The following is a 22,022-nucleotide window of genomic DNA, read 5'->3' as shown; positions in this document are numbered from 1 at the left end:
TTTTTCAAGTATAACCGAATTTCATTTATGTGGCGTTTTTTTTATACCAGCTTGCTTTTAATTTGCCAGCCGTTGATATTGTGTTTTATTGGCTTGCTCAGTGTTAAATCTCCACGTTATCGCCAGCGTTTGGCTGAACGTTATGGTTTTTATGGTAATGCGCCTTGTCCACCACCACAAGGGATCTTTATCCACGCAGCCTCCGTAGGGGAAGTGATTGCTGCGACACCGCTGGTTCGCCAATTGCAACAAGATTATCCGCATTTATCCATTACTTTTACGACTTTTACGCCCACAGGTTCAGAGCGCGTCAAAGCCACTTTTGGAGACAGCGTTTTTCATTATTATTTACCCCTTGATTTACCTTTTTCGATCCATCGTTTTATTAATTTTGTACAACCTAAATTATGTATCGTGATGGAAACAGAACTTTGGCCTAATCTTATTCATCAATTATTTTTACGCAATATTCCATTTGTTATCGCTAATGCACGTTTATCTGCACGTTCTGCGCATCGTTACGGAAAAATAAAAGCGCGCTTACAAACAATGTGGTCACAAATTAGCTTGATTGCAGCACAGGATAACATTAGTGGAAAACGCTATGCCACTTTGGGCTATCCAAAGGAAAAATTGAATATCACGGGCAATATTAAATATGATCTCAATACGAATGATGAACTATTACGTAAAATTGATTCATTGCGCACCCTTTGGAAGCAAGATCGCCCAATATGGATTGCTGCCAGCACGCATAATGGAGAAGATGAAATCATTTTAAAATCTCACCGCGCTTTGTTAGCAAAATACCCAAATTTATTGTTATTGCTCGTTCCACGCCATCCAGAGCGTTTTAATATGGTGGCTGATTTACTTAAAAAGGAAAAATTTCAATTTATTCGTCGTTCCACAAATGAATTACCAAATGAAAATACCCAAGTGATTTTGGGAGACTGTATGGGCGAACTGATGTTGATGTATGGCATTTCCGATATTGCTTTTGTGGGTGGAAGCCTTGTGAAACACGGGGGGCATAATCCACTGGAACCTCTTGCATTTAAAATGCCTGTAATTACTGGCAAGCATACTTTTAATTTCCCTGAGATATTTCGAATGTTGGTGGAAGTGCAAGGTGTGTTGGAAGTTAATTCAACCGCAGATGCCTTAGAACGTGCAGTAGAAGCCTTATTAAACTCAAAAGAAGCCCGCGAACGTTTAGGCAATGCTGGCTATGAAGTGCTGATGGAAAACCGAGGGGCATTACAGCGTTTGTTAGATTTATTAAAACCTTATTTGGAGCGCAATGTATGACGAGCGTGATTTATCCTGGTACTTTTGATCCGATTACGAACGGTCATTTAGACATTATTGAAAGAAGTGCGGTAATTTTTCCTCGTGTTTTAGTGGCGGTGGCGAATAGCCCAAGTAAAAAGCCACTATTTTCTTTGGAGGAACGCGTGGAGCTTGTTCGTCAATCTGTTGCACATTTATCCAATGTGGAAGTGTTTGGCTTTTCTGATTTGTTGGCCAATGTGATTAAACAGCACAATATTTCTGCCATTATTCGCGGCGTACGCACAACAACAGATTTTGAATATGAACTTCAATTGGCTGCCCTTAATCGTTTACTCACAAAAGGCGTAGATAGTCTGTTTTTCCCACCAGTAGAAAAATGGGCGTTTGTTTCTTCCTCCATTGTGCGTGAAATTTATTTACATGGCGGCGATGTGGCTGAGCTAGTGCCTGTGCCAGTGTTCAATGCGTTAAAAGCACGATGATAAAAATCTTTATCTTTTTAACCGCACTTATCGTTTTATCTGGTTGTGGTTCCGTGGTCAAACTTATCGATCCAACAGAAAAATATACCGCCTATGCAGGGGCGGCTTATGATCTTGAAATGGCCCAACAATGGGGATTGCCAATCTTAGATTTGCCTCTCTCATTTTTATTAGACACTGTATTACTGCCCTATGCGTGGGCTCAATAATTCTTATGAAACTCAATCCTCAACAACAACAAGCCGTTGAATATGTGACAGGCCCTTGTCTTGTGCTTGCTGGCGCAGGCTCTGGCAAAACTCGCGTCATTATTAATAAAATCGCCCATTTAATTGAAAAGTGCGGTTATTCTCCGAAACAAATTGCTGCTGTTACTTTTACGAATAAAGCCGCACGCGAGATGAAAGAGCGTGTGGCTCATTCCATTGGCAAAGAGCAATCTAAAGGCTTGCTTGTTTCCACTTTTCATACGCTCGGTTTTGACATTATTAAGCGTGAATATAAAGCGTTGGGCTTTAAATCAAATATGACCTTGTTTGACGAACAGGATCAATTTGCGTTGTTAAAAGAGCTAACCGCCGATGTGTTAAAAGAAGATAAGGATTTATTGTGTGAGTTAATTTCAGTGATCTCTAACTGGAAGAATGATTTGATTTCGCCAAAACAGGCGTTTGCGTTGGCGCGTGATGCTAAATATCAAACTTTCGCAAAATGTTATGAGCGTTATGCCACACAAATTCGAGCTTACAATGCCCTTGATTTTGATGATTTAATTATGTTGCCGACATTGTTGTTCAAGCAAAATGAAGAAGTGCGGTCAAAATGGCAAGCAAAAATTCGTTATTTGTTGGTGGATGAATATCAAGATACCAATACCAGTCAATATGAACTGATTAAACTTTTAGTGGGGGATCGTGCTTGTTTTACTGTGGTGGGCGATGATGACCAATCTATTTATTCGTGGCGTGGTGCACGACCAGAAAATATGGTGCGTTTACGCGATGATTTCCCTCGTTTGAACGTGATTAAGCTAGAGCAAAATTACCGTTCAACCCAGCGTATTTTACATTGTGCCAATATTTTGATTGATAACAATGACCACGTGTTTGATAAGAAACTTTTTTCAACCATTGGCGAAGGGGAAAAATTGCTTGTTATCGAAGCAAAAAATGAAGAACACGAAGCAGAGCGGATTGTCGCTGAGTTGATCGCCCATCGTTTTAGTCGTAAAACCAAATATAAAGATTATGCGATTTTATATCGAGGCAATCATCAATCCCGATTACTCGAAAAAGTACTGATGCAAAACCGTATTCCTTACAAAATTTCGGGCGGTACTTCTTTTTTCTCTCGTGCAGAAATCAAAGATATGATGGCGTATTTACGCTTGGTGGTGAATCAAGATGATGATGCCGCATTCTTGCGTATTGTGAATACACCGAAACGTGAAATTGGCACCGCGACGTTACAAAAACTTGGAGAGTTGGCTCAAGAAAAACATATCAGTTTGTTTGAGGCTATTTTTGAGTTTGAACTTATTCAACGCATCACGCCAAAAGCCTATGATTCATTGCAAAAATTTGGTCGCTGGATTGTAGAACTTCATGATGAAATTCAACGTTCTGAACCAGAACGCGCGCTACGTTCTATGTTATCTACAATTCATTATGAAGAATATTTGTACGAATACGCAACAAGCCCTAAAGCGGCAGAAATGCAAAGTAAGAATGTCGCCACGTTATTTGACTGGGTTGCGGATATGTTAAAAGGCGATGAAACCAATGAACCAATGAACCTTAATCAAGTGGTAACCCGTCTGACATTACGTGATATGTTGGAGCGAGGCGAAGACGATGATGAGAGCGATCAAGTTCAACTGATGACATTGCACGCCTCTAAAGGATTGGAATTTCCTTATGTTTATTTGATTGGTATGGAAGAGGGCATTTTGCCCCACCAAACTAGCATTGATGAAGACAACGTGGAAGAAGAACGCCGCTTGGCTTATGTGGGTATCACAAGAGCGCAAAAAGAGCTCACTTTTTCCTTGTGTAGAGAACGCCGTCAATATGGAGAATTAATTCATCCAGAACCAAGCAGATTTTTAGCTGAATTACCCAATGACGATGTGTTATGGGAACGCGATAAACCAAAACTCACCACCGAACAAAAACAAGAAAAAACACAAAACCAACTTGATAGATTGAGGGCGATTTTGAAAGGAGGTTAGGAAATCTAGATTGTAATGAAAAGACAGGGGGACAAGTGCGGTCAGGTTTTAAAGTATTTTTGCAAATTGACTTTAAAATTCAATGCTATGAATTTTAATTATCCCCTTAGCTCTTCTACTAAAAAGTCTAAAAACACACGTAGGCGAAGGTTGACTGCTTTATCGCTGTAGTAAACAGCATTGAAGGGGAGCGTTTTATTGGCGGTTTGTTCAGTAAGTAAGGGAATTAATTTTCCTTCAGCGATGTCATTGTCTACCAAAAAATCTGATAAGCAAGCAATACCACAGCCTGAAAGACACAATGACCGTAAAATTTCACCGCTGCTGGCGGTAAAGTACGGTGAGATTTTATAGGGATTTCCTTGAGCATCTAAAACTTCCCATGTATTTAGTGAACTGGGCTCAGTGAAGCCTAAACATTGATGGTTGGCAAGAGCTTCAGTTGATTGTGGCGTGCCGTGTTTTGCCAAGTAGTCTGGACTGGCGATTACGCGGAAGTGGCTATCAAATAGATGACGAGCACGCAGCCCAGAATCATCCAATTCTCCAGCTCGTAAGGCAATATCGACTTTGCGTTCTATCAGATTGATATAGCCTTCAGAAGAAACTAACGAAAGTTGGATATGCGGATAGCGTTCGTTGAATTTTGCTGCCAGTGGCACTAGCAGATGTAACACCATCGGCATGGCTGAATCTACGCGTAGTATGCCTTGTGGGACTTCGTGCACTGCCAACATTTCAGCTTCAGCTGCAGCCATATCTTGCAGAATTTTCTGTACGCGACGAAAATATTGTAAGCCTTCTTCTGTTAGTCTAAGCTGTCTAGTAGTGCGGTTGATTAGGTTCACACCCAATTTTTCTTCTAGCCTTTTCACCACACGACTTACCGCAGAATTTGCCATTGATAGCTGCTTGGCTGCACGGCTGAAACTGCCATTTTCGACTACTTGCACAAATACCGTTAATTCTTCAGAAGTTGTTTTCATTTTATTATTCCGTTTAGCGCAAAAGAGTTTTTTTATTTTTGCACTTTTAAAGTATAAAGTAAAACAGCATAATGAAATCCCTTTTTTAATTATTTATTTTAGGAGCAAAAAGATGAATATTTTATTATTAGACGGCGGTAAGGCGTTTGGTCATTCTCACGGCGAGTTGAACCATTCGCTTCACAAAAAAGCGAAAGAAGTTTTGACCGCACTTGGACACAATGTCAAAGAAACTGTAATTGATGCTGGTTATGACGTTGAAGCTGAAATCGAAAAATTCTTGTGGATGGATACCGTGATTTGGCAAATGCCGAGCTGGTGGATGCATGAGCCTTGGACAGTGAAAAAATACATAGACGAAGTATTAACCAGTGGGTACGGCAAGTTATATCACAGTGATGGCAGACACAGCGTTAATCCAACCGAGGGCTATGGCACAGGCGGCTTGTTGCAAGGCAAAAAACACATGCTTTCACTGACTTGGAATGCACCGATTGAAGCCTTTACCCGCGAAAGCTATTTCTTTGAAGGCAAAGGCGTAGATGTTTTGTATATGCATTTCCACAAACTCAACGAGTTCATCGGTTTGACTCGCCTGCCGACATTCTTATGTAACGATGTGGTTAAAAATCCGCAAGTAGAACAATACTTAGTCGATTACCAAGCACACTTGGAAAAAGTGTTTGGTTAATAAAAAAATCCATCTTCAATACGAAGATGGATTTTTTGTTTATTTCGTTAAGATTCGTTCAGAATCTACCAAGTTTTTTGGGCAGCCAAGGCTTACAAAGCCAATGCTTGGGGTTGAATTTTGCATAAAAATAACCGTTTTTCGCTCTATAAAATTTCAAACGCAAGATTCTACTCAATTTTCGCAAGAAAGGCGATAAATTAAAGGCTTGGAAGGGTAAAGATTTTAAGCTAAGTGATGTAGAATAGACGAGTATGTCTGACTTATTTTTATCATTATGGAAAATTCATCTTTACTTTTAACCGCACTTTTCAATCCTGATCACTTAATTATTTTTAGCAAAATGCTATTAGCGATGGTGCTTGGCAGTGTTATTGGCTTAGAACGTGAACTTAAACGTAAGCCTGTGGGTGTAAAAACTTGTGCCATTATTGCCGTTACCACTTGTGTGCTGACCATTGTTTCAATTCAAGCCGCAGAGCATTATGCACAAGTTTCAGAAAATATTCGTACGGATCCGATGCGTCTTGCAGCTCAAGTGATTAGTGGCATCGGTTTTTTAGGTGCAGGTGTGATTTTGCATAAGAAAAATGATGCGATTTCAGGTTTAACCACTGCGGCGATTATTTGGGCTTCTGCGGGGATCGGTATTGCTGCTGGGGCAGGTTTCGTGTTTGATGCGGTCATCGCCACTGTGATGATTTTGGTGTCTATTCGATTAAGTCCCTTGGTTCAACGTTGGGTTCATCGTAAATCACAACGTCGTCGGACGAAATTCAATATTCTTGTCAATGATGCGGAAAGCATAGGGAAAGTTACCCAATTGTTAGTAAACAATCAGTATCGTATTGAACATATACAAGTCAAAGATCAAAGTAGTGGAGAAGTGCGGTTACAAATTCGTTGCTTTTCCATTGATTCCACAATGTTGAAAGATGCGTATGCTTTACTTAAAGCAGAAGATGGCGTAATAAGTGTTGAAGTAGATAACTAGAAAAAGAGTGATTAAATTAAATTTTCTTTTAAATTAACCACACTTTTTTATTTTTTATTTAATTTCTTTCACAAAAGATCAATTTTCATTAAAAATACTTGATTTTGCTAACGCTATCTTGTAATTAATAATTCCATTCAAATACAACAAACTAAGGAAACAACAATGAAAAATGTAGGTTTTATCGGCTGGCGCGGAATGGTGGGTTCCGTATTAATGGATCGTATGTCGCAGGAAAATGATTTTGCAAATCTTAATCCGGTATTTTTTACAACTTCACAAGCAGGTCAAAAAGCACCTGTATTTGGTGGCAAGGATGCAGGCGACCTGAAAAGTGCATTCGATATTGAAGAACTCAAAAAATTAGACATTATCGTGACTTGCCAAGGTGGCGATTACACCAATGAAGTCTATCCAAAATTAAAAGCAACAGGCTGGGATGGTTATTGGGTTGATGCCGCTTCTGCGTTGCGTATGAAAGATGATGCAATTATTGTGCTTGATCCTGTGAATCAAAACGTGATTTCTGAAGGTTTGAAAAAAGGCATTAAAACTTTCGTGGGCGGTAACTGTACCGTAAGCTTAATGCTTATGGCTATCGGCGGTCTATTTGAAAAAGATTTGGTGGAATGGATTTCTGTGGCAACTTATCAAGCGGCTTCCGGTGCTGGAGCAAAAAATATGCGTGAATTACTTTCACAAATGGGTTTATTAGAACAAGCGGTTTCAAGTGAATTAAAAGACCCTGCTTCATCTATTTTAGATATTGAACGTAAAGTGACTGCAGAAATGCGTGCTGATAACTTCCCAACGGATAACTTTGGCGCGGCATTGGGCGGTAGCTTAATCCCTTGGATTGACAAACTTCTCCCTGAAACAGGACAAACTAAAGAAGAATGGAAAGGTTATGCAGAAACCAACAAAATTTTAGGTTTAAGCGACAATCCAATTCCTGTTGATGGTTTATGTGTGCGTATCGGTGCATTACGTTGCCACAGCCAAGCGTTTGCCATCAAACTGAAAAAAGACTTACCATTAGAAGAAATCGAACAAATTATTGCATCACATAATGAATGGGTAAAAGTAATTCCAAACGACAAAGAAATCACATTGCGTGAATTAACGCCAGCGAAAGTAACAGGTACATTAAGTGTGCCAGTGGGGCGTTTACGTAAATTGGCTATGGGCCCTGAATATTTGGCAGCTTTTACCGTGGGCGACCAATTATTATGGGGTGCAGCAGAGCCAGTTCGCCGTATTTTAAAACAATTAGTGGCATAAATTTTACTTTCACTACAAAGGGCGTATTTACTACGCCCTTTTCATTAGAAAATTATGATCAGAGAACCTCATTTTCATCAATTTGCTCTTGCAGAATTATTGCCTTTTTTTGAGCAATTTCCTACCCAATATCTTTCTGGTAAACGAAATATAAAATTAGCTTATCGTCATTTGATTCAACCTGAAAGTGCGGTCAGAAAATTGATGATTTTAGTAAATGGTCGAGCAGAAAATATGCTGAAATGGTCAGAGCTCGCTTATGATTTTTATCATCAAGGTTATGATGTATTGCTATTTGATCATCGCGGTCAAGGCTATTCACAGCGTATTATTCCTCAAAAAGGGCATTTAGACGAATTTCGTTTCTATGTCGATGATATGGCAAAAATCATTGAAAAAGCGACCGCACTTTATGCTTATCAAGCGCAATATATTCTCGCACATTCCCTCGGCGCTTTGATTTCCACCTATTATCTAGCAAATTATGATCATCACATTAATAAAGCGGTACTTTCTTCGCCTTTTTACGGTATTCTTTTAAAACATCCAATTAGAGATGAACTGATTATTACCCTAATGAATATTTTAGGACAAGGCGAGCGTTATGTTTTTGGTAAAGGGCCTTATCAACAAGCCCACTTGGAATACAATGAATTAACTTTCTGTAAAACCAGAATGAAATGGATGAATCGTGTAAATCGTAAAAATCCAGCAATTAATCTTGGCGGGCCAACATTCCGTTGGGTACATTTATGTTTGAACGCAATTAAACGCTTGCCGAAAGTTATTCCTAAGATTGAAATTCCAATCCTAATTTTACAAGCCGAAAAAGAAAAAATAGTAGATAACAACAATCTTGAAAAATTAACCGCACTTTTTCCGAATGCTCAATGTAAAGTTGTATTGAACGCTAAACATGAGGTGTTATTTGAAAAAGATAATGTTCGAAGAAATGTACTTAAAAGTGTTAATCATTTTCTAAATGTGCAAAGTTGATACTAATCGTTATTTATTGATTTATATAATGTTTTTCTTCAGCTTATAACATTTTTTCTTGAGAAATATCATAGTTTTTGATGTACAAAACCTCTACAATCAACCCTAACTCTAAGTAGTTAGGGTTGTTTTTTATTATTTTATTGGAGTGGCTATGTCAAAAATGAAAAAAATAGTAACCGCACTTTGTTTAGTCGGTGTCGGGGTGGGAGCATTATGGGGTTCTCAGTGGATAATGCACAAAACGAGTACACCAGAGTTTTGTGCTAGTTGTCATTCAATGAGTTATCCACAACAGGAGTGGGAAGGTTCTAGCCATTTTGCTAATGCAAAAGGGGTTAGAGCACAATGTTCAGATTGTCATATTCCAAAAGAAGGTTGGCATTATGTCAAGGCTAAATTTATTGCTTTAAAAGACTTGTGGTATGAAGCACAAGGTAAGATTGAGAATAAAGAAAAATATGAAGCTCATCGTGCAGAAATGGCACAACGAGTGTGGAAGGATATGAAAGCCAATGATTCAGAAACCTGTCGTAGCTGTCACAGTTTTGATGCAATGGAGCTTTCAAAACAAACTAAATTAGCAAAACAAACTCATACGGAGGCGCAAACAAACGGTCAAACTTGTATTGATTGTCATAAGGGCATTGTTCACTTCCTACCTGAAGTGCATGGCGATCAAAATACACAAAAATCCTCTGCAGTACAAGGTGGTACTCTCTCTGATGGCTCAGCTATTTTTGCCACTGAAATGGTGAAAGCGACCAATGATAAAGGAAATGAGGTTCGCTTAATGCCTTATGCTGAATTAATGCAATGGAAAGTGGATGGTAATCAAATTCAAGGTACTTTACATGGCTGGCAACAAGTGGGGGCTGAAGCAGTTGTGTATCAAGAATTAGGTAAACGTATCACGCTTGCTTTAATGGACGAAGATGCACGTAATCATGTTCAAGTATTAAAAACAGTTCATGATGCAGTAACAGATTCTGATTGGAAAGAAATCAGTGTTACGGTGAATGTAGCTAAAGAAAAAATGACATCAGATTTGACCGCACTTAATCAATACGGTAATCAGTTAAACCAAACTCAATGTAGTGGATGTCATTCTGCGATTGGTTCTGACCACTATACAGCTAACCAATGGATTGGTGTGGTGAACTCAATGAAAAATCGCACATCATTAAATAAAGATGAAGTTCGTGCATTAACTATTTATTTACAACGCAATGCCAAAGATATGGCAAAACAATAATGAATTAACTATCTAAAACGAGGCTGAAATGAAAAAGAATAACGTAAATGAACAACGTCGTGATTTTCTGAAAAAAACATCTTTAGGCGTGGCTGGTAGTGCCCTTTCTGGTGGTATGGTGGGCGTTGTATCAAAAAGTGCGGTCGCAAAAGAAGCTGAAATGAAAACGGTAGTGACTGCCGCTCACTGGGGATCTCTTGGGGTTGTTGTACAAGATGGTAAGGTCGTGAAATCTGGTCCTGCTATTGAGCCTGCAGTGCCGAACGAATTGCAAACAGTTGTTGCCGATCAATTGTATAGCGAAGCTCGCGTGAAATATCCAATGGTGCGTAAAGGCTTTTTAGCTAATCCAGGAAAAAGCGATACTACAATGCGTGGTCGTGATGAATGGGTGCGCATTTCTTGGGATGAAGCGTTAGATTTAGTACACAATCAGCTTAAACGTGTGCGTGACGAACATGGTCCAACAGGCATTTTTGCTGGTTCTTATGGTTGGTTTAGTTGCGGTTCATTACATGCTTCTCGTACGTTATTACAGCGTTATATGAACGCTACAGGTGGTTTTGTGGGACACAAAGGGGATTACTCTACGGGTGCTGCACAAGTAATTATGCCACATGTATTAGGCACGATTGAGGTGTACGAACAACAAACCAGCTGGGAATCCATATTAGAAAGTAGTGATATTATTGTGCTTTGGTCTGCAAATCCACTCACAACAATGCGTATTGCTTGGATGTCCACTGACCAAAAAGGGATTGAATATTTCAAGAAATTCCAAGCGAGTGGTAAACGTATTATTTGTATCGACCCACAAAAAAGTGAAACTTGCCAAATGTTGAATGCAGAATGGATTCCAGTGAATACAGCAACGGACGTACCATTAATGCTTGGTATTGCGCATACTTTAGTTGAGCAAGGCAAGCACGATAAAGATTTCTTGAAAAAATATACGTCAGGTTACGCTAAATTCGAAGAATATTTATTAGGTAAAACTGATGGACAGCCAAAAACAGCGGAATGGGCGGCTAAAATTTGTGGTGTGCCAGCAGAAACCATTAAGCAACTTGCAGCTGATTTCTCCAGTAAACGTACCATGTTAATGGGTGGCTGGGGGATGCAACGCCAACGCCATGGTGAACAAACCCACTGGATGTTAGTAACCCTTGCATCTATGTTAGGACAAATTGGGTTACCGGGTGGCGGTTTTGGCTTGAGTTATCATTATTCAAATGGTGGGGTACCAACGGCGACAGGCGGTATTATTGGCTCAATTACAGCAAGTCCATCAGGTAAAGCGGGCGCAAAAACATGGTTGGATAATACGTCTAAATCTGCGTTCCCATTAGCGCGTATTGCTGATGTGTTGCTTAATCCTGGCAAAAAAATTCACTATAACGGTACTGAAATTACTTACCCTAACATCAAAGCGGTGTATTGGGCAGGCGGTAACCCATTTGTTCACCATCAAGATACCAATACCTTAGTGAAAGCCTTCCAACAACCTGATGTAGTGATTGTGAATGAAGTAAACTGGACGCCAACTGCGCGCATGGCAGATATTGTCTTGCCAGCAACTACCAGTTATGAACGTAATGACTTAACCATGGCTGGCGACTACTCCATGATGAGTGTTTACCCGATGAAACAAGTGGTTCCACCACAATTTGAGGCGAAAAATGACTACGATATTTTCGTTGAGCTTGCTAAACGTGCCGGAGTGGAAGAACAATACACTGAAGGTAAAACTGAAATGGAGTGGCTGGAAGAATTCTATAATGCAGCCTTTAGTGCCGCACGTGCAAACCGTGTAGCAATGCCACGTTTTGACAAATTCTGGGCAGAAAATAAACCATTAAGTTTTGAGGCGGGTGAAGCTGCGAAGAAATGGGTGCGTTATGGTGAATTCCGTGAAGATCCATTGCTCAATCCTCTCGGCACGCCATCAGGTAAAATTGAAATTTTCTCTGATGTTGTTGAGAAAATGAATTATAACGATTGTAAGGGGCATCCTAGTTGGATGGAGCCTGAAGAGTTTGCGGGTAATGTGACGGAAGAATATCCGTTAGCTTTAGTGACGCCACATCCTTATTATCGCTTACATAGCCAATTAGCGCATACTTCATTACGTCAAAAATATGCGGTAAATGATCGTGAGCCAGTGATGATTCACCCTGAAGATGCGGCTGCTCGTGGTATTAAAAACGGTGATATTGTTCGCATTCATAGCAAACGCGGTCAAGTGCTTGCAGGTGCAGTTGTAACAGAAAATATCATCAAAGGTACTGTCGCTCTCCATGAAGGCGCATGGTATGACCCAATGTACTTAGGTGAAAGTGAAAAACCATTATGTAAAAATGGTTGTGCAAATGTGTTAACTCGAGATGAAGGTACATCTAAATTGGCACAAGGCAATTCACCAAATACTTGTATCGTTCAGATTGAGAAATTTACAGGTGTAGCACCAGAAGTTACGGTATTTAAACAACCTAAACAGGTGGCGTAAAACTATTAAAAATATAACCGCACTTCAAAAAGTGCGGTTCTTTTTTTAATAATAGAACGAAGGGACCATTAACAACACTAAATTCTAAACATGAGATGTTATTTGAGCAAGATGAATTAAGATGGGAAACAATATCTAAGATTTTAGTATTTTTGAATAATGAGTAGATTTTTATTCAATAATATATTTAATGTGTAGATAAAATATTCAAACAGGTGTGTTTTTCAAAAAATGGTTTGACATATTTTCTAAAAAACGTATTATACGGCTCACACTGATTGTGGTGAGATGGCCGAGCAGGCTGAAGGCGCTCCCCTGCTAAGGGAGTATGGGGTTAAAAAGCTCCATCGAGGGTTCGAATCCCTCTCTCACCGCCATTGTTTGTTTTATTTATTCTGCACCCGTAGCTCAGCTGGATAGAGTACTCGGCTACGAACCGAGCGGTCAGAGGTTCGAATCCTCTCGGGTGCGCCATTTTTAAAACGGCTCTATCTTATTAAAGTGGTTATGAATAATTAAAGCATCATCTACGCACCCGTAGCTCAGCTGGATAGAGTACTCGGCTACGAACCGAGCGGTCAAAGGTTCGAATCCTTTCGGGTGCGCCATTCCTACATTGTTACTTTCATTAAAATATTCTTTACTATTCAACATATTTATTATATTTCTTTCTTGTATCTATTTATTTTTAATTATTTAAAATATGAAAAAACAATCTTTACCAACTAAATTTAGTCCATTTGCTTGGGGTCTTGCTACCTTTTGTTCGCCTATATTATTGTGTCCAATGGCATTATTAATTTCTACAGCATTTAGTAAAAATCCCTATCTATCAAGCTGGCAAATCAATTTATTTTCAACGCTTTTTTGGGTTTATCCCTTTATTCTAGCTGTTACAGCTAGAATGCTATACCGTCTTCATCAACATAAACCTAAACTAGCAAATAAATTATTAACATTAAGTGCGGTCATTTTTTATGTGATTTTAATTACGATTTGTAAAATTGGTTTATAAAAAAATCCTACGATAATACGTAGGATTTTTTATGCTATTTTATTTTTTCTTTATTGGTCGTTGCCAACCTTGAATATGTCGTTGAGCAACTCTTGTAATCACTAATTCATTTTCGCCAACATCACGTGTAATTGTAGTCCCAGCACCAATAGTTGCGCCATTTGCGACTTTCACTGGCGCAACTAATTGTGTATCAGATCCCACAAACACATCATCACCGATGATCGTTTTAAATTTATTTGCACCATCGTAGTTGCAGGTGATGACACCCGCTCCAATATTACAATTTGAGCCAATTTCTGAATCGCCAACATAAGTTAGATGATTTACTTTAGAACCTTTACCAACGGTAGATTTTTTAATTTCTACAAAGTTACCGACATGCGTTTCAGCTGCGAGTTCTGCACCTGGGCGTAAACGAGAAAATGGACCAATTGCGGCTTTTTCTCCTACTATAGAATCCTCTAGCACTGAATAGGGTTTTATTTCTACATCATTGCCAATAACAACATTTTTCAATACGCAACCTGCGCCAATTTTTACGCGATCACCGAGTTTAACATTACCTTCGATAATAACATTAACATCGATTTCCACATCTTTTCCATGCTCTAATGTTCCACGTAGGTCAAAACGAGCTGGATCGTAGATCATTACGCCTTCAAGTAATAATTTGGAGGCTTGTTTATTTTGGAGATAACGTTCAAGTGCGGCTAATTGTAAGCGATTATTTGCGCCTTCAACTTCCATGACATCTGTTGCTTGTACAGCAACAACTTGGCAATTATCTTGGTTTGCGAGAGCAATAAGATCTGTTAAGTAATATTCGCCTTGAGCATTATTATTGCCTACACGAGCTAGCCATTTTTTGAAACTTGCACCATCAGATACCATAACGCCAGTATTTACTTCTTTAATATTTAGTTGATCTGCATTTGCATCTTTTTGTTCTACAATGGCTACAACGTTCCCATTTTCACGGATAATTCGTCCATAGCCTGTTGGGTTATCTAAATTTACGGTAAGCAATGCAATGCCATTTTCTGGTTTCGCGTCAATTAATTTTTCTAATGTTTCTTTCGTTATTAATGGTGCATCGCCGTAAAGTACAACAATATTTTCGTTATCTTTAAAGAAAGGTGCCGCTTGTTGAACTGCATGTGCTGTGCCAAGTTGTTCTGTTTGTAATACCCAATTTACTTGTTCATTTGCAAGATGGGTACGCATTACGTCCCCACCGTGACCATAGATTAAATGAATATTTTCTGCGCCTAATTGATGGGCAGTATCAATCACGTGTTTTACCATTGGTTTACCAGCGATTGTATGTAGCACTTTGGGTAAATCGGAATACATACGAGTACCTTTTCCAGCTGCTAAAATTACTGCACTTAATGCTTTTTTTGTCATAAATTTTCTCTTTATTCATCAATAAAAACGGGTAATATTCTATCTTAGAAAGATAGCAAATGGTAAGTTTTTAAGTAAAAGCTATAACAAACTTTTATATAAGAAAAAACCGATGGTTTCCCATCGGTTTTTTGAATTTTAAAGTGGTTAAAATAGAATTATTTAACTTCTACTTCTGCACCCGCTTCTTCTAATTCTTTCTTAAGTGCTTCAGCTTCTTCTTTAGAAACGCCTTCTTTTAAGTTAGCTGGAGCAGATTCAACTAAATCTTTAGCTTCTTTTAAGCCTAAACCAGTTGCACCACGTACTGCTTTAATTACTGCTACTTTGTTCGCACCTGCAGATTTAAGTACAACGTCGAATTCAGTTTTTTCTTCTGCTGCCGCTGCGCCGCCTGCTGCTGGAGCTGCTGCTACTGCTGCCGCTGCTGAAACACCGAATTTTTCTTCCATCGCTGCGATTAATTCAACGATTTCAGTTACAGTTTTTGAAGCAATCGCTTCAATGATTTGTTCGTTAGTTAATGACATAACAATCAATTCCTAAAATAAATAAAGTTAGATGAAGTAAGAAACGCTTAATGATTAAGCTGCTTCTTGTAATTTGTCGCATAATGCCGCGAAGGTGCGAGCAAGTTTGCCTGCTGCAGCTTCTTTCATTGTGCCCATTAAACGTGCAATCGCTTCTTCGTAAGTTGGTAATGTTGCCAAGAATTCAACATCTTGGATTTTACCCTCAAAGGCTGCACCTTTAATTTCAAACTTATCGTTTGCTTTAGCAAACTCTTTGAACAAACGAGCAGCTGCGCCCGGGTGTTCGTTAGAGAACGCGATAAGTGTTGGACCTACAAACGTATCTTTTAAGCATTCGTAATCTGTGCCTTCAACTGCGCGACGTAATAAAGTATTACGAACTACACGCATTGTAACGCCAGCTTCACGTGCTGATTTACGTAATTCAGTCATTTTCTCAACAGTTACACCGCGAGAATCCGCGATTACTGCTGAAAGTGCACCTTTGGCTGCTTCATTTACTTCAGCAACAATTGCTTGTTTGTCTTGAAGATTTAATGCCATTGGCTTTTAGCTCCTGAATACACTCCGATTACTCGGAATTAATTTACCTAATCCTAAGATTAGGATGACTTCGGCGCCCAGAAGCAAGAAAAATTCTTATTCTGTTCACCATCTACGTAGGATAATTAAGATTACTCCCCTACGGTCTTGGATGGGGCTTGAATAGGTCAAGCACCAACCAGAAATTTGTTAGATTGACTAACACAGGCGCAGGATTATAGAGAAAAGCTATGTTCTTGTAAAGAATATTGTTGGAAAAGAGCCAAATTCCTATGATAGCTTCTCTACTAATTCCACTGCAGCCCCAATATAAGTAGCGGGTGTTAATTTTTGTAAACGTAATTTTTCTTCTTGTGGAATATCCAACTTATCAATAAATTCACGCATAGCCTGTTCTGTCACTCGTTTACCTCGCGTTAATTCTTTTAATTTTTCGTAAGGTTTTTCTATTCCATAGCGGCGCATTACGGTTTGAATTGGTTCAGCCAAAACTTCCCAGTTTTGATTGAGTTCTTCTAATAAGTGCGGTTGATTTACTTCAAGTTTACTCATGCCTTTGCGAGTTGAAGCATAAGCGATCAAACAATAACCTAATCCTACGCCTAAATTACGTAATACGGTTGAATCCGTTAAGTCACGCTGCCAGCGAGAAATTGGTAACTTTTGACCTAAGTGGGTCATCACTGCATTCGCTAAGTCTAGATTGCCCTCTGAGTTTTCAAAATCAATTGGATTGACTTTATGTGGCATGGTAGAGGAACCAATTTCGCCTGCAATCGTTCGTTGTTTAAAGTGATTTAATGCAATGTATCCCCATAAATCACGATCAAAATCAATGATAATGGTATTAAAGCGTACTACAGCATCAAAAAATTCAGCGATGTAATCGTGCGGCTCAATTTGTGTGGTATAAGGATTCCATTGAATACCTAATGAAGTGACAAATTCTTCGCTGAATTTATGCCAATCAATATTAGGATATGCCGATAAATGCGCATTGTAGTTACCTACTGCACCATTGATTTTACCTAAGATTTCCGCATTTTGGAGTTGTTTAAATTGACGTTTTAGGCGGTAAACGACATTTGCCATTTCTTTGCCCACGGTGCTTGGTGAAGCTGGCTGGCCATGTGTGCGAGAAAGTAATGGAATCGTTTTATATTCTTCTGCAAGACGAGTAATTTCATCAATCAGTTTTTGCCATTCAGGTAAAATCACTTCGTCACGAGCGGTGCTTAACATTAATGCGTGAGAGAGATTGTTAATGTCTTCTGAGGTGCAAGCGAAGTGAATGAATTCGGACACGTTCACTAGTTCCACTTCGTTTTGAATTTTCTCTTTCAGAAAATACTCAACGGCTTTCACATCGTGATTAGTTGTGCGTTCAATTTCTTTAATATGTGCAGCATCGGCCTCATTAAAATTAGCCACAACTCCATCTAAAAAAGCATTTGCTTGCGTAGAAAATGGCGGTACTTCGGTAATGTCTGCCGTTGAAGCTAATTTCTGTAACCAACGAACTTCCACAGCTACACGGAATTTCATTAACCCGAATTCGCTAAAAATAGCACGTAATGGCGTTACTTTATCTTGATAACGACCATCAAGAGGGGAAAGTGCGGTCAGTGTAGAGAGTTGCATAAATGTTTACTCCAGAATTGTATTAATAAATAGAAGAATAAATCTGTTTTGCGGTGGCAAGTAATTTTCTGCGGAAAAATAAAATTTGCCATTTTGTTCCGCCCATTTGTTTCCACAGCACGGCAGAGCGAATGCCTGCAAGTAAAACTGCACGGATTTTATTTTGCACGAGTTCTTGTCGCAAATAATCAGGCGAGCCTAGTATGTGAATTTTTTTGCCCAATGGGCTAATAATATCGCTGTAAATGTTTGCCATAATAGATAGCATTGTTTCACTATCACGAGCGTAATGAATTTCCTGTTCTTTTAGGCGAGAAATTCGATTGCCTAATGTTTGTTTGGCATCGGGATTTTTCGATAATTTTCCTTCTAATGCTAAAAGGCTTAGCCAATAGCGAGTTAAATTTTGATCGCCTTGCGCGTTGAGCTGATGAATTAAGGTTTCTAGACCTAATTTTAAATGACGAACTTCGCCACCAAAAACATCTTCAATTCGTTGAGGCTGAGTAATGAAAAGGCTATTAAGTGCGGTTAAAAATGTATCTGAATCTGCTCGACTTTCTGTTGCAAGTTGATGAACCAATTTTGCTGATTGGCACACGCCAGCAAGGGCAAGAACAATATCGTGGTAGTTTTTCATTAGTAAATATTAGGAAAACGTTTCCGTTAAATATAGCATTTTTAACCTAGCTTTTGAACTCGAACATTAAAAAAGCCTAGAGTTTCTGATATGATGTGCGAACAGTTTTAAGGTATTAAGGATTGATTATGGCAAAACCAATTGTTTTTAGTGGCGTGCAGCCTTCTGGTGAATTAACTATCGGAAATTATTTGGGTGCGTTGCGTAACTGGGTGAAAATGCAAGAGGATTATGAATGTATTTTCTGCGTAGTTGATTTACATGCGATCACTGTGCGTCAAGATCCTGTTGCCCTTCGTAAAGCAACGCTTGATGTGCTTGCACTTTATTTAGCGTGCGGAATTGATCCAAATAAAAGTACTATTTTTGTTCAATCTCACGTTCCAGAACACACGCAATTAAGCTGGGTGTTAAACTGTTACACCTATTTCGGTGAAATGAGCCGAATGACGCAATTCAAAGATAAATCAGCGCGTTATGCAGAAAATATTAACGTGGGTTTGTTTGATTATCCTGTGTTAATGGCGGCGGATATTTTACTTTATCAAGCAAAAAGCGTGCCTGTTGGTGATGACCAAAAACAACACTTAGAAATTACGCGTGATATTGCAAACCGCTTTAATGCGCTTTATGGCAATATTTTCACTATTCCTGAAATTTTCATTGGAAAAGCAGGTGCGCGTATTATGTCATTGCAAGATCCTGAAAAGAAAATGTCAAAATCAGATGATAACCGCAACAACGTGGTGACACTTTTGGAAGATCCAAAATCTGTGGCGAAAAAAATTAAACGTGCCGTAACGGATTCAGATGAGCCGCCTGTTGTTCGTTATGATGTGCAAAATAAAGCGGGGGTATCTAATCTTTTAGATATTCTTTCTGCGGTTACAGATAAGCCAATAGCTGATCTTGAAAAAGAATTTGAAGGTAAAATGTACGGACATTTAAAAACTGCAGTAGCGGATGAAGTCTCAACCTTACTTACTGGTTTACAAGATCGTTTCCATCGATATCGTAATGATGAAACTTTATTAGATAATATCTTACGACAAGGTGCGGAAAAAGCTCGTGCAAAAGCACAAGAAACCTTGGCGAAAGTGTATGAAGCAGTGGGTTTTGTCGCTGCAAAATAATCTGAATAAAAGGATAATATTATGGCAATTCAAACTGAAAAACCGATTGAATGTATAGGTTGTAACACATTTGATATGAAATCACTTTTCGATAATCGTGATTGTAGTCAGGTTATTGAATATATTTATGACAGTGAAGAACAAGCGCAAGAAGCACTCGCATTTTTTACTCAGAAAGCGCGTGATGTAGAAAGTGAACCTTGTGAAATTCAATCTGAAATTACAAAAGTGGATGATGGTTATTTATTAAAGGCAGATTTCACTTTCTGTTGCCAAGCTGAATTGGTGATTTTTCAAATGCGTATTGCGTAAGAAAAACAGCTGAAAAATAAGCCGCACTTTTGCGGCTTATTTTGTGATTAGTGTTCTACAAAGCTTAAGGCGGTTTCAATTACTTCAACTCCCGCACCTTGTTTAAACGCATTTTCACTTAAATAGCGTCGCCATTGACGAGCACCTTTGCAATTTTGGAATGCGCCTAACATATGGCGGACGATATGATTAAGGTGTATTCCTTGATTAAGTTGTTGTTCAATATAAGGAAGCATTGATTGTACCGCTTCATGAGCGGTAACAATTGGTGCGTTAGGATCAAATAAGGCTTGGTCAATTTGCCCAAGTAAACTTGGATTTTGATAGGCCTCTCGCCCAACCATCACGCCGTCCACATATTGCAAATGTTGTTTCATTTCTTCAATGGTTTTTATGCCGCCATTAATTGCGATAGTTAGATGTGGAAAATCACGTTTTAGTTGATACACTCGAGCATAATCTAATGGCGGAATTTCTCGATTTTCTTTGGCACTTAACCCAGAAAGCCAAGCTTTTCGTGCGTGGATAATAAACTCTTGACAACCTTTTCCTTGAACCTTCTCAATAAAATCACATAAAAATTCATAGCTGTCTAATTCATCAATACCAGTACGTGTTTTCACCGTGACTGGAATTTTGACCGCACTTTGCATTTGTTCTACACAGTCGGCCACCAAATCTGCTTTCGCCATTAAGCAAGCGCCAAACATTCCATTTTGTACGCGATCAGAAGGGCATCCTACATTAAGATTAATTTCGTGATAACCTCGTTCCTCAGCAAGTTTTGCACAATATTTGAGTTGTTCAGGATCACTTCCTCCCAGCTGTAACGCAACGGGATTTTCTTGTAAATCAAAATCCAAGTGATCGTATTTGGCATGGATAATCGCAGGCGCAGTGACCATTTCAGTGTAAAGTAACGCATGCTTTGAAAATTGGCGATGAAAATAACGACAATGGCGTGTTGTCCAATCTAACATTGGCGCAACAGAAAAACGGCCGCGGTAAAAGTGCGGTAGATTTTGAGGCATTTTTATTTCTCTTGTTCGGTTTTGCTGCATAATTCTTCGGCTTGACGAGCTTGCATTTGCTGGCGAAAACGGCCTGCAGCAAAGTGGTAAAATGGTTTAGGACTAAATTGGCGCGAGATTATGGATGCAATAATGCTGGAAATCAAGAACCAAATGAGAACGAGTTGCGCGCCTGTCATTTCCACTCCAACAGTGCGGCAAGCACTAAACCCAATAATAAAACAATATAAATAGGATGTTGGCGAACCCAGCCACGCCATTTTTCAGGTGATAATCCTGCGATACCTTTTGCTAATAATCGTCCAAATATACCACCTAGAATACCACAAACCACCCCACAAATTGCAAGCCAAAGATAGAGATAAGAAACCGATGTTGCCCCTTGATAACGTGGAAAATAAGGGCTGTTTCCTTGAATCGCGACAAGAATAAAACCAGCAGCTAATACGCCCAACTGATGCACCGATAAGCATAGCCAAAAAGGTAAGAGGAATTTTCCAAATAGTTTGGCTGAATTCAACTAATTTGGTTTTATAGCTACTATGAGGAAGATTAATTGATGCAATCACTTGCGGAATACCACTTCCTCCAACATAGGGAGTATATTTTTTCGCAAACCAAGTCAGGCAAGCCATGCCTAGGGGTAACACAAACCAAACTGCAATAAGATATTTAGATGACCAGTGAGCGTTTAGTTCTAGACCAAGATCGGATAATTTAGCAAAGCCAAATGAAAAGAGTGAGACAAATGTTGCACCTATGATTAGGCAGATAAATTCTAAACTTTTGTGGGAAATTCTGTATGTTTGACGTAATTTCTTATGGAAAAAATAGCGTAAGTGAAATTTGAGTGGACATAACATAGTAGTTTATTTGATTAATACCAATTAATTAAAAATTATAGAAGTACCATTTATAAGGAGCAATGTATTTATTGTTCTAGGAATCAAATAAATGACTTATTATCTAAAATCTATTAACTTAATAAATATTTAAACGAATTATCAAATATAGAATAAAAAATGCGGAGAATTTTCTCCGCACTTT

General features: G+C 38.9%; 22 protein-coding genes, 3 tRNA genes and 1 pseudogene. 16 read left to right on the top strand and 10 right to left on the bottom strand.

Annotation, left to right across the window (positions count from 1 at the left end; translation table 11 throughout):
- The first annotated feature begins 27 nt into the window (after positions 1-27).
- From waaA to rep, 4 genes are read left to right on the top strand one after another with little or no spacing between them, the layout of a single operon-like run.
- The gene (gene waaA, locus HMPREF2813_RS09260) at positions 28-1,311 is read left to right on the top strand and encodes a lipid IV(A) 3-deoxy-D-manno-octulosonic acid transferase (protein WP_048946749.1); all 1,284 of its coding nucleotides are present in this window, start codon (positions 28-30) and stop codon (positions 1,309-1,311) included.
- Positions 1,308-1,778 (top strand): pantetheine-phosphate adenylyltransferase, encoded by a 471-nt coding sequence (gene coaD / locus HMPREF2813_RS09255; RefSeq protein ID WP_005692703.1) that lies wholly within the window; start codon positions 1,308-1,310, stop codon positions 1,776-1,778. Before waaA ends, coaD begins: the two co-directional genes overlap by 4 nt.
- Positions 1,775-1,987, top strand: a complete 213-nt coding sequence (locus HMPREF2813_RS09250; RefSeq protein WP_005667603.1) for a YceK/YidQ family lipoprotein — start codon at positions 1,775-1,777, stop codon at positions 1,985-1,987. Before coaD ends, HMPREF2813_RS09250 begins: the two co-directional genes overlap by 4 nt.
- 5 nt (positions 1,988-1,992) lie before the next feature.
- A complete protein-coding gene (rep, locus tag HMPREF2813_RS09245; protein ID WP_048946748.1) occupies positions 1,993-4,008 on the top strand; it encodes a DNA helicase Rep in 2,016 nt (671 codons plus the stop codon).
- 98 nt (positions 4,009-4,106) lie between these two features.
- On the opposite strand, the gene yafC is transcribed toward rep, so the two are convergent.
- Entirely contained in the window at positions 4,107-4,994 is an 888-nt protein-coding gene (gene yafC, locus HMPREF2813_RS09240; protein WP_005672408.1) for a DNA-binding transcriptional regulator YafC, read from the bottom strand.
- A 112-nt stretch (positions 4,995-5,106) separates the two neighbouring features.
- On the opposite strand from yafC, the gene HMPREF2813_RS09235 reads away from it, so the two are divergent.
- The 10 genes from HMPREF2813_RS09235 (at position 5,107) to HMPREF2813_RS09185 (ending at position 13,732) form a co-directional block, all read left to right on the top strand.
- A complete protein-coding gene (locus HMPREF2813_RS09235; protein WP_005672409.1) occupies positions 5,107-5,685 on the top strand; it encodes an NAD(P)H-dependent oxidoreductase in 579 nt (192 codons plus the stop codon).
- A gap of 277 nt (positions 5,686-5,962) precedes the next feature.
- Entirely contained in the window at positions 5,963-6,679 is a 717-nt protein-coding gene (locus tag HMPREF2813_RS09225) for an MgtC/SapB family protein (RefSeq protein ID WP_005654516.1), read from the top strand.
- 165 nt (positions 6,680-6,844) lie between these two features.
- Positions 6,845-7,960, top strand: coding sequence for an aspartate-semialdehyde dehydrogenase (gene asd, locus HMPREF2813_RS09220; RefSeq protein WP_070647083.1), 1,116 nt, complete (start codon positions 6,845-6,847; stop codon positions 7,958-7,960).
- A 54-nt stretch (positions 7,961-8,014) separates the two neighbouring features.
- Complete coding sequence (locus tag HMPREF2813_RS09215) at positions 8,015-8,956, top strand: alpha/beta fold hydrolase (RefSeq protein WP_005688132.1); 942 nt, start codon at positions 8,015-8,017, stop codon at positions 8,954-8,956.
- Positions 8,957-9,110: 154 nt separating this feature from the next.
- The gene (locus HMPREF2813_RS09210; protein WP_005688130.1) at positions 9,111-10,211 is read left to right on the top strand and encodes a NapC/NirT family cytochrome c; all 1,101 of its coding nucleotides are present in this window, start codon (positions 9,111-9,113) and stop codon (positions 10,209-10,211) included.
- A 28-nt stretch (positions 10,212-10,239) separates the two neighbouring features.
- Positions 10,240-12,717: a trimethylamine-N-oxide reductase TorA gene (gene torA / locus HMPREF2813_RS09205; RefSeq protein ID WP_005692697.1), complete on the top strand. Its 2,478-nt coding sequence runs from the start codon at positions 10,240-10,242 to the stop codon at positions 12,715-12,717.
- A gap of 282 nt (positions 12,718-12,999) precedes the next feature.
- Positions 13,000-13,094: transfer RNA gene (locus tag HMPREF2813_RS09200), tRNA-Ser, on the top strand.
- 20 nt (positions 13,095-13,114) lie between these two features.
- Positions 13,115-13,191 (top strand) — tRNA-Arg (locus HMPREF2813_RS09195).
- A gap of 57 nt (positions 13,192-13,248) precedes the next feature.
- A tRNA-Arg gene (locus HMPREF2813_RS09190) sits at positions 13,249-13,325 on the top strand.
- 95 nt (positions 13,326-13,420) lie between these two features.
- Positions 13,421-13,732: a DUF5389 family protein gene (locus HMPREF2813_RS09185; protein WP_005688129.1), complete on the top strand. Its 312-nt coding sequence runs from the start codon at positions 13,421-13,423 to the stop codon at positions 13,730-13,732.
- 39 nt (positions 13,733-13,771) lie between these two features.
- Here the strand turns inward: HMPREF2813_RS09185 and glmU are convergent, their stop codons facing one another.
- From glmU to hflD, 5 genes are all read right to left on the bottom strand, one after another.
- Positions 13,772-15,142, bottom strand: coding sequence for a bifunctional UDP-N-acetylglucosamine diphosphorylase/glucosamine-1-phosphate N-acetyltransferase GlmU (glmU, locus tag HMPREF2813_RS09180; protein WP_005688128.1), 1,371 nt, complete (start codon positions 15,140-15,142; stop codon positions 13,772-13,774).
- A 158-nt stretch (positions 15,143-15,300) separates the two neighbouring features.
- Positions 15,301-15,672 (bottom strand): 50S ribosomal protein L7/L12, encoded by a 372-nt coding sequence (rplL, locus tag HMPREF2813_RS09175; protein WP_005650892.1) that lies wholly within the window; start codon positions 15,670-15,672, stop codon positions 15,301-15,303.
- 54 nt (positions 15,673-15,726) lie between these two features.
- The gene (gene rplJ / locus HMPREF2813_RS09170; protein WP_048946747.1) at positions 15,727-16,218 is read right to left on the bottom strand and encodes a 50S ribosomal protein L10; all 492 of its coding nucleotides are present in this window, start codon (positions 16,216-16,218) and stop codon (positions 15,727-15,729) included.
- 270 nt (positions 16,219-16,488) lie between these two features.
- Positions 16,489-17,859, bottom strand: a complete 1,371-nt coding sequence (gene purB, locus HMPREF2813_RS09165; RefSeq protein WP_048946746.1) for an adenylosuccinate lyase — start codon at positions 17,857-17,859, stop codon at positions 16,489-16,491.
- A gap of 22 nt (positions 17,860-17,881) precedes the next feature.
- A complete protein-coding gene (gene hflD / locus HMPREF2813_RS09160; RefSeq protein ID WP_005688125.1) occupies positions 17,882-18,499 on the bottom strand; it encodes a high frequency lysogenization protein HflD in 618 nt (205 codons plus the stop codon).
- A gap of 128 nt (positions 18,500-18,627) precedes the next feature.
- On the opposite strand from hflD, the gene trpS reads away from it, so the two are divergent.
- Together trpS and HMPREF2813_RS09150 are read left to right on the top strand one after the other, a co-directional pair.
- The gene (gene trpS, locus HMPREF2813_RS09155; RefSeq protein WP_005688124.1) at positions 18,628-19,632 is read left to right on the top strand and encodes a tryptophan--tRNA ligase; all 1,005 of its coding nucleotides are present in this window, start codon (positions 18,628-18,630) and stop codon (positions 19,630-19,632) included.
- Positions 19,633-19,653: 21 nt separating this feature from the next.
- Positions 19,654-19,944 (top strand): YfcZ/YiiS family protein, encoded by a 291-nt coding sequence (locus HMPREF2813_RS09150; RefSeq protein ID WP_014551136.1) that lies wholly within the window; start codon positions 19,654-19,656, stop codon positions 19,942-19,944.
- 47 nt (positions 19,945-19,991) lie between these two features.
- Here the strand turns inward: HMPREF2813_RS09150 and dusA are convergent, their stop codons facing one another.
- The 4 genes and pseudogenes from dusA to HMPREF2813_RS10065 all read right to left on the bottom strand — a co-directional run.
- On the bottom strand, positions 19,992-20,975 hold the full coding sequence (gene dusA / locus HMPREF2813_RS09145) for a tRNA dihydrouridine(20/20a) synthase DusA (protein WP_014551137.1): 984 nt from the start codon (positions 20,973-20,975) through the stop codon (positions 19,992-19,994).
- A gap of 2 nt (positions 20,976-20,977) precedes the next feature.
- The gene (locus HMPREF2813_RS10075; protein ID WP_014551138.1) at positions 20,978-21,154 is read right to left on the bottom strand and encodes a hypothetical protein; all 177 of its coding nucleotides are present in this window, start codon (positions 21,152-21,154) and stop codon (positions 20,978-20,980) included.
- A complete protein-coding gene (locus tag HMPREF2813_RS10070; RefSeq protein WP_239496387.1) occupies positions 21,151-21,438 on the bottom strand; it encodes a chloride channel protein in 288 nt (95 codons plus the stop codon). The genes HMPREF2813_RS10075 and HMPREF2813_RS10070 overlap by 4 nt, the downstream gene beginning before the upstream one ends.
- A 51-nt stretch (positions 21,439-21,489) precedes the next feature.
- Positions 21,490-21,610, bottom strand: a pseudogene (locus HMPREF2813_RS10065) (hypothetical protein); the annotation flags it as partial.
- Positions 21,611-22,022: the final 412 nt, after the last annotated feature.

This window comes from Haemophilus sp. HMSC066A11, from assembly GCF_001811665.1.
GTDB lineage: Bacteria > Pseudomonadota > Gammaproteobacteria > Enterobacterales > Pasteurellaceae > Haemophilus > Haemophilus influenzae.
Note: the sequence above shows the minus strand (reverse complement) of the source record. Positions and strands in the feature narration are given on the sequence as shown.